The 14,796-nt window shown below is 38.4% G+C and carries 15 protein-coding genes; 2 read left to right on the forward strand and 13 right to left on the reverse strand.

Annotated elements, in window-relative coordinates; translation table 11 throughout:
• The 9 genes from atpH to asnC form a co-directional block, all read right to left on the reverse strand.
• A complete protein-coding gene (gene atpH / locus ACNARN_RS15605) occupies window positions 1-534 on the reverse strand; it encodes a F0F1 ATP synthase subunit delta (RefSeq protein WP_006534344.1) in 534 nt (177 codons plus the stop codon).
• A 12-nt stretch (window positions 535-546) separates the two neighbouring features.
• Entirely contained in the window at window positions 547-1,017 is a 471-nt protein-coding gene (gene atpF, locus ACNARN_RS15610; RefSeq protein WP_109373323.1) for a F0F1 ATP synthase subunit B, read from the reverse strand.
• Window positions 1,018-1,078: 61 nt separating this feature from the next.
• A complete protein-coding gene (atpE, locus tag ACNARN_RS15615) occupies window positions 1,079-1,318 on the reverse strand; it encodes a F0F1 ATP synthase subunit C (RefSeq protein WP_004246596.1) in 240 nt (79 codons plus the stop codon).
• A 45-nt stretch (window positions 1,319-1,363) separates the two neighbouring features.
• Window positions 1,364-2,188, reverse strand: coding sequence for a F0F1 ATP synthase subunit A (gene atpB / locus ACNARN_RS15620; RefSeq protein ID WP_072071088.1), 825 nt, complete (start codon window positions 2,186-2,188; stop codon window positions 1,364-1,366).
• A 31-nt stretch (window positions 2,189-2,219) separates the two neighbouring features.
• Entirely contained in the window at window positions 2,220-2,597 is a 378-nt protein-coding gene (gene atpI, locus ACNARN_RS15625) for a F0F1 ATP synthase subunit I (protein WP_109373322.1), read from the reverse strand.
• Window positions 2,598-3,210: 613 nt separating this feature from the next.
• Window positions 3,211-3,837, reverse strand: coding sequence for a 16S rRNA (guanine(527)-N(7))-methyltransferase RsmG (gene rsmG / locus ACNARN_RS15630; protein WP_109850225.1), 627 nt, complete (start codon window positions 3,835-3,837; stop codon window positions 3,211-3,213).
• Window positions 3,834-5,732 (reverse strand): tRNA uridine-5-carboxymethylaminomethyl(34) synthesis enzyme MnmG, encoded by a 1,899-nt coding sequence (gene mnmG, locus ACNARN_RS15635; protein WP_416304657.1) that lies wholly within the window; start codon window positions 5,730-5,732, stop codon window positions 3,834-3,836. The genes rsmG and mnmG overlap by 4 nt, the downstream gene beginning before the upstream one ends.
• 377 nt (window positions 5,733-6,109) lie before the next feature.
• Complete coding sequence (gene mioC / locus ACNARN_RS15640; RefSeq protein ID WP_109398565.1) at window positions 6,110-6,550, reverse strand: FMN-binding protein MioC; 441 nt, start codon at window positions 6,548-6,550, stop codon at window positions 6,110-6,112.
• Between the two features lie 100 nt (window positions 6,551-6,650).
• A complete protein-coding gene (asnC, locus tag ACNARN_RS15645; RefSeq protein WP_416304658.1) occupies window positions 6,651-7,112 on the reverse strand; it encodes a transcriptional regulator AsnC in 462 nt (153 codons plus the stop codon).
• A gap of 159 nt (window positions 7,113-7,271) precedes the next feature.
• On the opposite strand from asnC, the gene asnA reads away from it, so the two are divergent.
• A complete protein-coding gene (asnA, locus tag ACNARN_RS15650) occupies window positions 7,272-8,264 on the forward strand; it encodes an aspartate--ammonia ligase (RefSeq protein WP_198620266.1) in 993 nt (330 codons plus the stop codon).
• On the opposite strand, the gene viaA is transcribed toward asnA, so the two are convergent.
• Window positions 8,265-9,722 carry an ATPase RavA stimulator ViaA gene (gene viaA / locus ACNARN_RS15655; RefSeq protein ID WP_368927779.1) on the reverse strand — a complete coding sequence of 486 codons (1,458 nt, stop codon included), beginning with the start codon at window positions 9,720-9,722 and terminating at the stop codon, window positions 8,265-8,267. It abuts the gene before it with no gap.
• Between the two features lie 7 nt (window positions 9,723-9,729).
• Window positions 9,730-11,229: an ATPase RavA gene (ravA, locus tag ACNARN_RS15660; RefSeq protein WP_285715164.1), complete on the reverse strand. Its 1,500-nt coding sequence runs from the start codon at window positions 11,227-11,229 to the stop codon at window positions 9,730-9,732.
• Window positions 11,230-11,510: 281 nt separating this feature from the next.
• On the opposite strand from ravA, the gene rbsK reads away from it, so the two are divergent.
• Complete coding sequence (gene rbsK, locus ACNARN_RS15665; RefSeq protein WP_416304659.1) at window positions 11,511-12,440, forward strand: ribokinase; 930 nt, start codon at window positions 11,511-11,513, stop codon at window positions 12,438-12,440.
• A 67-nt stretch (window positions 12,441-12,507) separates the two neighbouring features.
• On the opposite strand, the gene mdtD is transcribed toward rbsK, so the two are convergent.
• Both mdtD and ACNARN_RS15675 read right to left on the reverse strand, forming a co-directional pair.
• Window positions 12,508-13,902 carry a multidrug transporter subunit MdtD gene (gene mdtD, locus ACNARN_RS15670; RefSeq protein ID WP_198620263.1) on the reverse strand — a complete coding sequence of 465 codons (1,395 nt, stop codon included), beginning with the start codon at window positions 13,900-13,902 and terminating at the stop codon, window positions 12,508-12,510.
• Window positions 13,903-13,984: 82 nt separating this feature from the next.
• A complete protein-coding gene (locus ACNARN_RS15675) occupies window positions 13,985-14,671 on the reverse strand; it encodes a FadR/GntR family transcriptional regulator (protein ID WP_160230827.1) in 687 nt (228 codons plus the stop codon).
• Window positions 14,672-14,796 lie beyond the last annotated feature (125 nt).

Below are 14,796 nucleotides of genomic sequence, written 5' to 3' on the forward strand. Positions count from 1 at the left end.
TTAAGACTGCAAGACGTCTGTTAATCGCTCTAAACGGCCACGAATACTGCCATCGATGACGAGGTCACCGGCGCGTATAATCATGCCTGCGATAACAGACTTATCAATTTTGCAATTCAGCTTCACTTTGCGTGATAGACGTTTTTCCATCGCTGCAGAAATGTTAGCTAGCTGCTGTTTAGTTAGCTCAATGGCAGAAGTTACTTCAACGTCAACCGTTGACTCTAGTACTGCGCGCAATTGAATAAATTGGCTCAATACTTCAGGCAACGTTGATAAACGGCCATTATCAGCCATAACACGAATTAAATTCTGAGCATGACCATCTAATTGTTCGCCACAAAGGTCGACAAAGATGTCAGCCAGTTTTTCTGATGCTAAAGAACCAGAAAGTAATTCGGTTACCTGCTCATTGCGTGCTACTTCAGCGGTGAACGCCAGCATAACCTGCCATTTATCGACAGCCTGGTTTTCCACAGCAAAGTCAAAAGCTGCTTTGGCGTAGGGGCGAGCTACCGTTGCTATTTCAGACATGCCCCTCCCTCCTTACAGTTCAGCGACCAGTTTATCAACGATGTCGCTATTAGCAGCTTCATCCACGGAACGTTCAATAATTTTCTCGGCACCTGCAATAGCCAGCATTGCAACTTGTTTACGAAGTTCTTCACGAGCACGTTTACGCTCTGCATCCAGTTCGGATTGAGCTTGTGCAACGATCTTACTACGTTCTTGCTCTGCTTCTGCTTTAGCATCTTCAATCATTTGAGTGCGTTGTTTATTCGCTGATTCAATGATTGCTTGAGCTTCTGCTTTTGCTTTTGCTAGCTGATCGCCTGCATCGGCTTTCGCTAAATCTAAGTCCTTTTTAGCACGTTCTGCAGATGATAAACCGTCAGCAATTTCTTTTTGACGTTTTTCAATGGCCGCCATAATTGGTGGCCATACGAATTTCATACAGAACAAAACAAACAGGACAAATGCGATGGCCTGGCCGAGGATTGTTGCATTTAAATTCACAGCACAATACCTCTTTCTTGGTTATTAACTAACTTGATGCTTTTACTGCTCATTGCCATCATTAGGCAACAGCAAACATCACGTAAAGGCCCAGACCCACAGCAATCATTGGGATGGCGTCAACCAGACCCATAACGATAAAGAACTGTGTACGCAGAAGAGGGATCAGATCAGGCTGACGAGCAGCACCTTCTAAAAATTTGCCTCCGAGGATTCCGATACCGATTGCAGCACCGATTGCAGCTAAACCCATCATAATAGCGGCAGCCATGTACAGCAGATCCATACTCAGGTTTTCCATGACAGTCTCCAGTTTGTTTCAGTTATTTCTTCAAAGAGTTAATAATTAATGTTCTTCAGATGCCATCGACAGATAGACAATCGTTAGAACCATGAAAATAAATGCTTGTAACGTAATAATCAGTATGTGGAATATCGCCCAAGGAAGGCTTAATAACCACTGTGACCACCACGGTAACAGACCAGCAATAAGAATAAAGATCAGTTCACCTGCATACATGTTACCAAACAGTCGAAGACCGAGGGAAACAGGTTTTGATAGCAGGCTTACCCCTTCTAAGATTAAGTTGACAGGAATAAAAATTGGGTGATTAAAAGGCTGTAAAGTCAGCTCTTTTGTAAACCCTTTTATGCCTTTCATCTTAATGCTATAGAAAAGGATCAGGATAAATACACCAATTGCCATCGATAGAGTAATACTCACGTCCGCAGTCGGAACGATGCGTAACGCAGGTAACCCTAAGATGTGTTCACCGATATAAGGGATGAAGTCGATTGGTAATAAATCCAGGGCATTCATTAACAGCACCCAAACGAACACAGTCAATGCCAAAGGTGCAATGACCTTGCTCTTTCCGTGATACATATCACGGACGCTGCTATCAACGAAACCAATGATCATTTCTACTGCAGTCTGGAATTTTCCCGGTACGCCACTGGTTGCTCTTACTGCTACTTTTCTAAACAGCCATAGGAATAGTGCTCCCATCAGTACTGAAAAGAAAAGTGAGTCAATATTTAACACCCAGAATGATGGCGCATTTTCAGCATGGGGATTGACCAACTCGAAAGTACGCAGGTCCAACTGAAGGTTATTCAGGTGGTGACCTATGTAGTCTCTAGTGGTTAATGCTTCTCCTGATGCAGACATGATGCCAATTACCCTTTTGTTGTTAAAAACGCTAACCGTTAATGACGGCTGGTGCAACGACCTGCATAACAAGCACCGCTAAGTAGGTCATGACCAGTGGTGCAAATGCCGCTTTAAACACTCCTAAAGCAACAATCAGCAAGGCTATTGATAATATAACCTTCAACCCTTCACTGAAAGCAAAAAGCCAGTTTATGCGAACTGGAGCTTCTTCTTCGTTGACTTTTTGTAAGCGCATTAACAAAAGAAAAGCAATATTGGGTAACCAACATGCCAACCCGCCTAAAAAAGCCGAAAAACTCCAGTCTGTACTCTTTAAGTAGAAACCCGCACTGAGAATAACAAAAGTCATAAACTGCAAAAATAACAGTTTCAGTGCAACTTTCCCGCTGTAGAGGGAGACAGACATGACGTTTGTATTCTCCAGACTAGCTATCGTAAAAGGTATTACTGAATGATGTATCAAACTGTCTTTGCTATAAAGTGTCAAGTGACAAAAACGAGCAAATTATACGGGGCGTGGCAATGAATTCAATCAATAAGTAGCGAAAAAGTGAAGATTAATTTAAATTTCTTACCAAGGTTCCATTTATGAAAAATGATTAAGAACAAAAAGAGTAAAAATAATAGAGCTGAATAAAATAAATAGCGTGATATACATCACAAATACAAAAGTATAAATAAAGCTTATTTCATAAAATATATAACAGAGTTAACAAATAACTTCCCTTTTATGAACAATTTAGTGGCAATTGAAAAATAATTAATCGATTTTCAATTAAATAAATTCAATATTTTTATAATGCACAGAATTATTAATTTATTTTGGAAATAAAAAGAGAAAAACGCAGGCAACAAAGGGAATTAAAGCAAAAGATAATATATTGTTAAATTATTGTTCTATTAAAGTGAATTTTAATACTTCGTATAATTCCCCCTAAAGCAAATGGCGATAACATTGTAAATGTTATCGCCAGAGCACAAAAAATGAAAAAAGGATCAGTGAAACACTAAATATTTGATTAAATAATCACCAAATGTCTTTGTTCATTCAATTCAGGTATGGATAAGCTAATCACTTTTTCAGGCATTTTTAATCCATTATCAGCAAGTTCATCCAACTCTTCTTGATGAATTTGTCCTTTCAGTGCATAGAAACGACCGTGTTCTTCAGTCACTAAATGAGAGCACCAAGAGAGCATATCGTTCATAGAGGCAAATGCTCGGCTGATAACACCATCAAAAGGCTTCTCTGTTTGGTACTCTTCAACACGGTATTGAACTGGCTCGATATTATTAAGTCCTAGCTCGTGCTGAACTTGTTTCATAAAGCGAACCCGCTTGCCTAAGCTATCCAATAATACAAAGTGGTGATCGGGACGCATTATCGCTAAAGGGATACCCGGTAAACCAGGCCCTGTACCCACATCAATAAATCTTTCACCTTCAAGATATTGACTAACAACAATGCTATCCAAAATATGACGGATAAGCATTTGTTGTGGATCTCTCACTGATGTGAGGTTGTATGCTTTATTCCATTTATCAAGCATAGCAACATAGCCAGTGAGTTTTTCAGCTTGAATATCTGTAAGCTCAATATTGGCTTGCTTAGCCAGCTTTTTTAGCCGATTAAGTAAGTCACTCATGATGCGCTCCTGCGTAATAGGCCTTGTTTTTTCAACCAAACTAATAAAATGGAAATAGCCGCAGGTGTAACACCTGAGATCCGCGATGCTTGTCCGATCGATGTGGGTTTGTGATCGTTAAGTTTCGCAATAACTTCGTTAGATAATCCGCTAACTTGCTTATAGTCCAGATCTATCGGTAGCGCTGCATTTTCATTGCGCAGTTGTTTTTCAATCTCTTCTTGCTGGCGACTAATATAACCTTCGTACTTAACTTGGATCTCAACTTGTTCAGCAGCTTGTGGTTTTGAATCATCAATACCTGGTGCAAAACGAGGGATTTTTTTCAAAATGTCATACGTCATTTCAGGGCGACGTAATAAATCTTCACCATTAGCTTCTTTAGATAGTGGTGTATTAAGTAACTCGTTAATTTCAGAAATATTATCTGCTTTAGGATGAACCCAGATATCTCTTAAACGTTGGCGCTCTTTTTCAACTAACTCAACTTTTTCGCTAAATTGTGCCCAACGGTTATCATCAACCATGCCTAATTCACGTCCAATTTCCGTCAGACGTAAATCTGCATTATCTTCACGTAACATCAAGCGATATTCTGCACGAGAGGTAAACATACGGTACGGTTCTTTTGTGCCTAGTGTGCAAAGATCGTCAACTAATACACCAATGTATGCTTGATCACGACGTGGGAACCAACCTTCTTGATCGAAGGCGTAACGTGCCGCATTAAGCCCAGCAAGCATACCTTGAGCCGCCGCTTCTTCATAACCGGTTGTACCGTTAATTTGCCCTGCAAAGAATAACCCATTGATAAATTTGCTTTCTAGGGTTTGTTTTAGATCTCTAGGATCGAAGAAGTCATATTCAATTGCATAACCAGGTCTAATGATCTTCGCGTTTTCCATACCTTTCATGGAATTTACGATTTGCATTTGAACATCAAAAGGTAAGCTTGTTGAAATACCATTTGGGTAAATTTCGTTACTTGTTAAACCTTCAGGCTCTAAAAAGATCTGATGTGAATTACGATCAGCAAATCTCATCACCTTATCTTCAATAGATGGGCAATAACGAGGACCTATTCCTTCGATGACACCAGCGTACATTGGGCTACGATCGAGGTTATTACGAATAACATCGTGCGTTTTTTCGTTTGTGTATGTGATATGGCAAGGCATTTGTTCAGGATGCTGATCCACATTACCTAAAAACGAGAAAACAGGCATTGGAGTATCACCCAACTGAACGGCTAATTGGCTAAAATCAATAGTTCTAGCATCAATACGAGGTGGTGTGCCTGTTTTTAAACGACCTACACGTAAAGGTAATTCGCGTAGTCTGTGTGATAACGAAACTGATGGTGGATCACCTGCACGACCCCCACTGTAATTTTCTAAACCAATATGGATTTTTCCATCAAGGAAAGTACCTACAGTTAGAACAACAGACTTAGCACGGAATTTTAAGCCCATACGAGTAACAGCACCTGTTACTTGGTCGTTTTCAACAATGAGATCTTCAACTGGTTGTTGGAAGATCATTAAATTAGGTTGATTTTCAAGAGTAGTACGAACAGCTTGGCGATAAAGAACACGGTCAGCTTGTGCTCTTGTTGCTCTTACAGCTGGTCCCTTACTTGCGTTAAGGGTTCTGAATTGGATCCCTGCATGGTCAATAGCGGTTGCCATTAATCCACCCATGGAATCGATCTCTTTTACCAGATGCCCTTTACCAATCCCACCAATAGCTGGGTTACAAGACATTTGGCCCAAAGTATCAATATTGTGGGTCAGTAATAGGGTTTGACGCCCCATACGAGCTGCAGCCATAGCGGCTTCTGTACCGGCGTGACCACCACCGATGACAATGACGTCAAAGTGTTCTGGATAAAACATGTGTGAACCTTAAATGTTACGAATGCTGAATGTGTTGCATTGGGAAAACGAATTCTACTCAACTTTTTGACAGATACAAGCGAGCAGATCCGCAGGTAATTATTTAAAGATCTTTTTATTTAAAGATCTCTTTATTAGATCTTTTATTAAGGAAGCGATCCTCTGTGGATAAGTGGATTTTCTATTTAAAGATCATAAAAGTGTAAAGGATCATATACTGTGAATGATCCGTGATCTATCTGCTGATAAGCTGGGATCAAAATGACGACTTATGCACAGGTCATTTCTTGATATAGCCTTATACAATGGATAACTACGGGTTAACCCCTGCTTTTAAGCAGAGTTATCCACATTCGTTTGCTGTTTTTTTGTGCAATTTAAAGTAAATTTTTCCAAGAAGCTATCCATTCTTCAGCTGGATCTTCCGGAATGTCGTACTTTTGAATATCAATTTCGAGACGATCGCCAAGGCGAGTCGCCCCTTTTTCCACCAATTTTTGATCCAATGTTCTGATCGCACCGCAGAAAGTGTCATATTCACTACTTCCTATGCCGATCGCACCAAAGGTGACATTACTAAGATCAACGGAGTCAGCCGATATTTCATTAGCAAAAGGCTGTAGGTTGTCAGGAAGATCACCTGCACCATGCGTTGATGTGACCACCAGCCAGATCCCTTCATTTGGAAGATCATTAAGAGAAGGCCCATGGTGCAGATCCGTCTCAAACCCTTCATCAGATAAGATCTCTGCAAGGTGTTCTGCAACATATTCAGCACTACCCATGGTACTGCCACTAATAAGAGTGACTTTTTTCATTAATGATCTCCTTATGTTTAAGACGCGCTATTGTACGCTGTGAATCACTTGGGATCTACCTGTGGATAATGTGGTTATAAAAAAAAATAAGAATTTACCCTTATGGCTTGATCGTCCTTATTATCGGGTTTTGCAGTGAGATCAGGGTTTCTGTTGATTGAATTTCATCGATTGTCTGGATTTTGTTGATAAGTATGTCTTGTAAGGCTTCTATACTTTTACACATAACCTTCGTAAAAATACTGTATTGTCCTGTTGTATAGTACACTTCTACAACTTCATCTAACTTATCTAATTTATCTAATGCAGTGTGATAGTCTTTTGCACTCTTAAGAATAATGCCAATAAAGCAGCAGACATCAAAACCGAGTTGCTTTTCACTAATATCAACTCGCGTTCCCGTAATAATTCCTGCCTGCTTCATTTTCTCTACTCGAACATGAATTGTGCCAGGGCTTACTTCGAATTTTTTGGCTAATTCAGCGTAAGGTGTTCTCGCATTCGCCATTAATGCGTGAAGTATGTCACGATCGAGATTATCGATCTGATAAATATTGTCCATAAATCCCCTCTGTTTTTAACGATAATACATTTTTATAGCGTTATTTTTAACGATTTAAAACAAGTAAGGCTATTTTTAATGAAGTATATTGAATTTAGTACCTGTTTTGTTGCTTAATCTATATCAGCGAAACACGACATCACCACTAGGAATATAAAAATGGAAAAATCATTCATCCAGACTCAACAGCAAATTAGCTTTGTTAAATCTTATTTTTCACGACTGCTGGAAAAAGAATTAGGACTGATTGAAGTTCAAGGACCGATCTTAAGTCGCCTTGGTGATGGAACTCAAGATAACTTATCTGGTCATGAGAAGGCAGTACAAGTTAAAGTCAAATCTTTACCAGATTCTACTTTTGAGGTTGTCCATTCATTAGCTAAATGGAAACGTAAAACATTAGCTCGTTTTGGATTTAGTTCTGGTCAAGGTCTTTATACTCATATGAAAGCTTTGCGACCAGACGAAGATCGCTTAACTCAGATCCACTCTGTTTATGTTGATCAGTGGGATTGGGAAAAAGTGATGGAAGATAAAGAGCGTACAGTTCCTTATCTTAAGCAGACAGTGGGTAAAATTTATCAGGCAATAAAAGAAACTGAAAAAGCCGTCAGCGAAGAGTTTGGTCTGGTACCGTTCCTGCCAGATCAAATTCAATTTATCCACACTGAAGAGTTACTGCGTCGTTATCCTGACCTTGATGCTAAAGGTCGTGAAAAAGCGATTACAAAAGAATATGGTGCTGTTTTCTTAATTGGTATTGGTGGCAAATTATCAAGTGGCGAAGCTCATGATGTAAGAGCGCCAGACTACGATGACTGGACAACACCAAACGAAGATGGATTTGAAGGTTTAAACGGTGACATTCTTGTTTGGAACCCTGTTCTACAAGATGCGTTTGAATTGTCATCAATGGGTATCCGTGTCGACCCTGAAACATTAATGCGTCAGTTAACATTAACAGACGATACTAAGCGTCTTGAGCTGGATTGGCACAAAGCATTAATGCATGGTGATATGCCACAAACTATCGGTGGCGGTATTGGCCAATCTCGTTTAGTGATGCTACTGCTACAAAAAGAGCACATTGGACAAGTACAATGCGGTGTATGGGAAAAAGATACCCGTTTAGCTTTCGCCGATATGCTGTAATTATTGGCGCCAGCGTCGAAGTAAACGACTTTTTAATCCAGTATCAAAACGCCATATATGGTCAAAGATTTTCATGATACTGGGTTTACCGTAATTGGATAGGGTAACCGCATGGAAGCGATTGTGCTGTTGCTGTTGGATTTTTTTGATTTTGTTGATTAGGTTTTCGGGTAACCTTTGGGCGACAAAGTCAGAAATAACAACAGCATCAGCATCTTTCCATGCTGGGTTATTTAGTTTTTCTGCGACATTATCTAAACAAGCACTTAAGTCCGTACCCCCTCTAAATGACTGATTCAAAAACTTGATAAGATCTTGCAGACCATTAGACGATGACAATTGGTAATGTACTGTTTCAGTAGAAAATAACATCACATGACATGAACGATTATCAGCTAGTGCTATTTTCATCAATGCAAGCCCAAAAGCTTTAGCACACTGTTCGTTAAATCCCCCCATCGAACCTGATGTATCAATACATACAATAAAAGGTCCTCTTGGTCTTTCTTCATCATGATGATGAGTTACTGGACGCAATACAGTACGCTCTTGCCAATTATCTCCTTGTAATCGATAGGTATTGAGTTGTTTTTCCACCAGCTTTCGATAAAACTCATATTCGATTTCATTAATACCTAACAAGGCGAGCTCTGTAGGGAGTAAGCGTAAGATATCATCACTGAGCCCTATACCATTGACTTGCTCTGGTGTTGTATCTGGTGCTTTCTCAACAATAGTGACTGGCTCAAAAATCACACTCTCTTCAGGAAGTGATTTCGCTGTTTTGCTACGACCTAGCAAACTTGCGAGTTTATGTAATTCAGGTTGTTGATCGAGAAAGTCGCTATAACGTTGAATAATTTTCTCATCGAAAGGCGTTTTTGTTAAAACACCTTTACTCATATCCCATAAACGCCCTGCTGCACGCTCATTTTCTGAGAATGTATTACTTAAGCTTCCACTTAGTGCCAAACGTTCCTGAAGCTCAGCAAGGAGTTGCTCTTGTTCTTGGTCAAATAGGGCTTTGTGTAATGCAGTGACTTGGAAAATTAAACTTATCCGCCAGTGTTGAATAAACAAAGCTTGTTGAGCGGGTGAAAAAGGCTTATTGGTTTTAATCAGTTGTGATGCTTCGTCAGTAAAAGAGGAGTCTAGCTTGTTTAATTCAGCCAGTGTTTTCTCTACTTGCTGATTAAACATCGCATTACCAAATGACTGCGTTTGTTGATAAAGTGCAAACTCATCAGCAATCATTGTCGGGACTAATGTCTCTTTTACTCTTTGCTGTAAGCTTTTTTTCCATTGATGGATATCTTTCAATAAGGCTTTTTTGAGTCTAGGATGCTTTTCAAAAAATACCGCTAATTGAGGAGATGCAAGTACAGCAATAATAACTTCCTCAATAAGCTGTCCTTCATTTATGGCTAAAAGCATATCTAATGTTGAAAGTGTCAGCATAATATCATTACTTTATTTGGCTTTTTAATTGCGACAATTTGTCATTAAGCTGAACAAAACTTTGTTCTATGGAAATAAGCCAATCATTATCAATAAATAAATTTGGTTGATGATGATTAAATTTTTCCTGCTCACCATAAATTTCTTGAGTCAGATCTTTTAACTTATCTTTCCACTCTTTGTTATCTTCAATAGGAACAGCGGGTGCTGTCTCTTTTTGTTGATAAAGAGATGTTGTTCGACGACTCACATCCAAAATTTCTAATACGCCATCTTGGCGTATTTGTGCATTAATTGATTGTGGGAAACCAATACCATTTAAACGTGCTAATAACTCATCCCCTTTTGCCAAAAAGTTTTCTAATGCTTTTTGTTCGATAGTAATAAAGTTAACCTGAATACTATGGATATGAAGAGGGATGTGTAAAAACAGGGTGAATTTATCAGCCTGCATTTTATCTGATAGGCTAAAATGTGCGTTTCGTCCAAACATTCCACTTTGTTTTTCAAAACGAAAAGCCTGCTGATCTTGCTTACTTCTTGTCGATTGCATCCACTCAGCCCATAAACTTTCTATTTTTCTAATCAACTCTAGCTGGTGGTAGGCTTGTTCTGTTAAAAGGTTTTGTAATAACTTATCTAATAATGCAAATGATGCTTGGTCATGCCATAGGCAATCTTTTAATAAAATAAGATCTAATGGTGAAATAGCACTACGACCATTAAAAAAGGCACTGGCTTGTAAAAGGCGTACCGCTTTTTTCCAACGTCTATCTGAAACATAAGGTGCAGCATCACTTTTATCTAAAGACTCACGAAGTTGATAAATTAAATCAAATAAATGGTCATCTAAAGTGACCTTTTCTAATTCTGATTGCCAACGTGAAAACTCTTCTGCGGTAATTTGGATATGTTCTGGAATATGAAAAGAGCCTACTTCTTTATTAATAAGTAATGCGCGAAAGTTTTTCTTATCCTGAACTTTTGTTAACCAAATACGAATAAGCATTCGGTCATATAGCGCTTCAAGACTACTGTCTGAATCAGGTAACTCATTAGAGGCGGATACTAACAAACGCATTGGAATAGCAACTTCAGCTTCTCCATTTCTAAATTTACGCTCATTAATCGCTGTTAATAACGTATTAAGAATAGCGGGTCCTGCTTTCCATATTTCATCAAGAAAGACAACTTCAGCATCAGGTAAATATCCTTCAACCAAACGCTGATATTTACCTTCATCTTTTAAGGCTTGAATAGATAAAGGACCAAAAATTTCTTCGGGTGTTGAAAAACGCGTCATTAGGTATTCAAATGCTTTAGCCTCTTTAAAAGCTTCTTTCATTCTTCTGGCTATTAAGCTCTTGGCAATACCTGGAGGGCCAAGTAAGAAAACACTCTCACCACTCAGTGCTGCAAGTAGACAAAGACGGATAGCTGACTGTCGCTCATAAAGCCCAGTTTCAAGATATTGGCTAAGTTGTGAAATCCGCTCTGCAAGTTGCATAAACACTCCTAATAATGGGTACTTATTTTCGTCATCATCCTGAAAATATCAGAAAAGGATTGCTGACATATAGTCAAACATTCTATTAGCACACAAATTGTTTATAACAAAAATCGATTCAGCTTCCTACTGCTTATTTTTGGTTCTTTTTTGTTTTACTAGCGAAACGTTTCGATGGTGATCACGTTTTTTCATTAATGTTGCTGAGATGATCGGTTTAAAATATTGAATGTCATTTATGCAATACATCTAGAATTTATTACTGAGAGTAAGGAAAAATCATGGAAGCGAAGAAACTTGTGATTTTAGGTAGTGTTAATGCAGATCATATTCTTAATGTTGCCCATTTTCCGCTTCCTGGTGAAACCATTTCAGGTAACCAATTTCAAATGGTATTTGGCGGTAAAGGTGCTAATCAGGCGGTTGCTGCTGGGCGTTGTGGTGCTGATATTTCGTTTCTTGCTTGTTTAGGGAATGACGATATTGGTAAAAAAGCTAAAGCTCAATTAATAACAGATAATATTGATACCAATAGTATTGAGTTAATTGATGATGTCGCAACGGGTGTTGCGCTGATTTTCGTTAATCAACAAGGTGAAAATGTTATTGGTATTCATGCTGGTGCTAATGGGCGATTAGATACAAATTATGTTCAGCGCCATGGAAATATTATAAAAGAAGCAGATGCTCTGTTAATGCAATTAGAATCACCACTTGATTCTGTATTGAAAGCGGCTGAAATCGCTAAACAAGAAAATGTGCAAGTAATACTAAACCCCGCACCTGCTCAAGCATTACCTGATGAGCTGTTATCACTTGTCGATATTATTACTCCAAACGAAACAGAGACTGAATATCTGACTGGAATTAAAGTGATAGATGATGAAAGTGCTCAGCAAGCAGCGGATGTTCTGCATCATAAAGGTATTAAAACGGTTCTTATTACATTAGGAAGCCGCGGAGTTTGGGTAAGTGAGAAAAATAGTAAAGGTTATATTGTCCCTGCATTTAAAGTGAAAGCTGTTGATACTATCGCAGCAGGCGATACATTTAATGGCGCGCTAATTACTGCTTTATTAGAAGGGCAATCTATGATGCCTGCGATTAAATTTGCTCATGCGGCAGCTGCCATTGCTGTTACTCGAGCAGGCGCTCAACCATCAGTACCATGGCGTCATGAGGTAGATACTTTTTTAGCTTCATCTTTATAATGTATTTTTCTATCTTATATAAAGAAAAAGAGAGCCTAGGCTCTCTTTTTTAGTTTGAATAACGTTATCAGGTTTTTTTCTTTTTATTAGTTAGATTATCGCCATCATGTTTATCAAGGAGTAAAAATACAAAGGAAGAAAGTAATGTAATGATACCAACAGTAATAAAAGTATAATGAAAGTTATCAACCGTAGTGCCCACATTCTCTGTATCAAAATATCCTAAAATAGATGCACTTACTGCAATACCAAAACTAATTGCCAATTGTTGGGTGACAGCCAAAACACTATTTCCTGAGCTAGCATTGTTGTCTGTTAAATCGGCCAATGAAATTGTATTCATTGATGTAAATTGTATGGACATGACCACACCTAATAAAAAGAGTGGAATGACAAGATAGTAAATAGACATATCAGGGGATTGAAGTGAAAACTGAGCGATCATCAAACCAATGATAATGGTGATAGTAAAGAGTGTTCGGCGATAGCTAAATTTCACTAAGATCTTTGTGACAAATGATTTTGCTAAAATAGAACCTAATGCCATAGGCGCCATCATCATCCCAGAAATAATAGCAGGATAACCAAACCCAACCTGTAACATAAGTGGCATTAAGAAAGGAATACAGCCAGTTCCCAATCTTGTTGCAATATTTCCCGCAATACCGACAGAGAAAGTTCGTGTTTTAAATATATTGAGAGGGATAAGTGGTTGCTGGTGGCGTCTTGCATGATTGACGTATAACCCCAGTAAAGAAAATCCACCTAAAATAATGGCAATAGGAATATATCGAGAGATATTTTTATCACCAAAAAGATCAAGGCTGACAGAAAGCATAACTAAGCCAAAACCAAAGAAAATAAAGCCAAGTAAATCAAATTTACGTTTTGGCATAGTGAAATTAGGCATATGTTTTATGGCATAGAAAATACCTAATAGGCCAATAGGAATATTTATAATAAATATCCAATGCCAAGAGGCATAAGTAACCAATACCCCACCTAAAAGAGGTCCTGCTATGGGGCCGACTAATCCGGGCATTGTGACAAAATTGAGAATGGGGAGTAATTCGCTGCGCGGATAAGCTCTTAGTAAAGCAAGGCGTGCAACCGGCATCATCATTGCGCCACCTATACCTTGTATAATCCGTGAAATAACAAGAAAAGTAAGGTTAGGAGAAAGTGCACATAATAAAGAGCCACCTGAAAATAAAGAAACCGCAATAATAAAAATTTTACGCGTTCCAAATCTATCAGCTAGCCATCCACTGACGGGGATTAATAATGCAACAGTTAAGGTATAGCTGATAACAGCCGATTGCATGGCGAGAGGAGAATGATTAAGGCTTTTTGCTATGTCTGGTAATGCCGTATTAAGAATGGTTGCATCGAGAGCCTGCATAAAAAAAGCCATTGCAGCAATCCAAGGCAACCCAGACATATTTTTGGCGGATTTCAACATGAAGCATATACCGTCTTTGTTCTATATTTTGATTATCGCTTCATTATAAACAGAAAACCTACAAAATTTGTATTAAAACTATTCAATCACTCGTTAATAAGATTAAACAGAGATCTCGCGCTTTATTTCCATCCTTATCAATAATTGCCTGAACAATTTGATTATGTGTTTCCGGCTGAACGGTTTCATTACCCACAATAAGATCGAAATACTTTTTATAAGCAGAAAGAAATAATGAGCCGAATGAGGCAAAGAATGGATTGCCACTTGCTTGATAAATGAGATAGTGAAATTGAGTGTCGATATCTAGCCAATGTTGTCTATCGAAATTCTCATCAAGCAACTGCATTTCTCTACCAAATAAAGCAAGAGACTGTTTTTGGCTTTCGGTTGCATTAAATGCTGCTAAATAACATGCCTGAGGTTCTATTGCTAAACGAACGTGATGGAAATAATGGCTGACCTTATTAAATTCACCGCTGTCTATCCACCAATTAAGAAGATCATTATCTAATAGATTCCAATTTTGCATTGGAGTAACACGAGTACCTATTCTTGGCCGAGGTAAAAGCATACCTTTTGCAGCGAGCATTTTGATTGCTTCACGGATAACTGTTCTGCTGACGGAGAGTATTTCTGCTAGTTCTATTTCTCCAGGTAGTAAAGATTCAGGTTCATAATGTCCCGAAAGGATTTGTTTACCTAGTTTTTCAGCAACTATATAAGAAAGATTTTTTTGAGAAGCTGAACGTTGCTCGTTAAATTGCATAATAAAGATTACCTATACCATAATTTATCTTCTATCTTACGTGAGTCAGCTGGATAAAGCTGTTCGGATTTTACTCTATCAGCATAAAAATAGAGCGTTTTTCTTTGTTTTGTTGAAAAAAAAAG

Source organism: Proteus sp. TSJ240517 (assembly GCF_047921575.1).
Taxonomy (GTDB): Bacteria; Pseudomonadota; Gammaproteobacteria; order Enterobacterales; family Enterobacteriaceae; genus Proteus.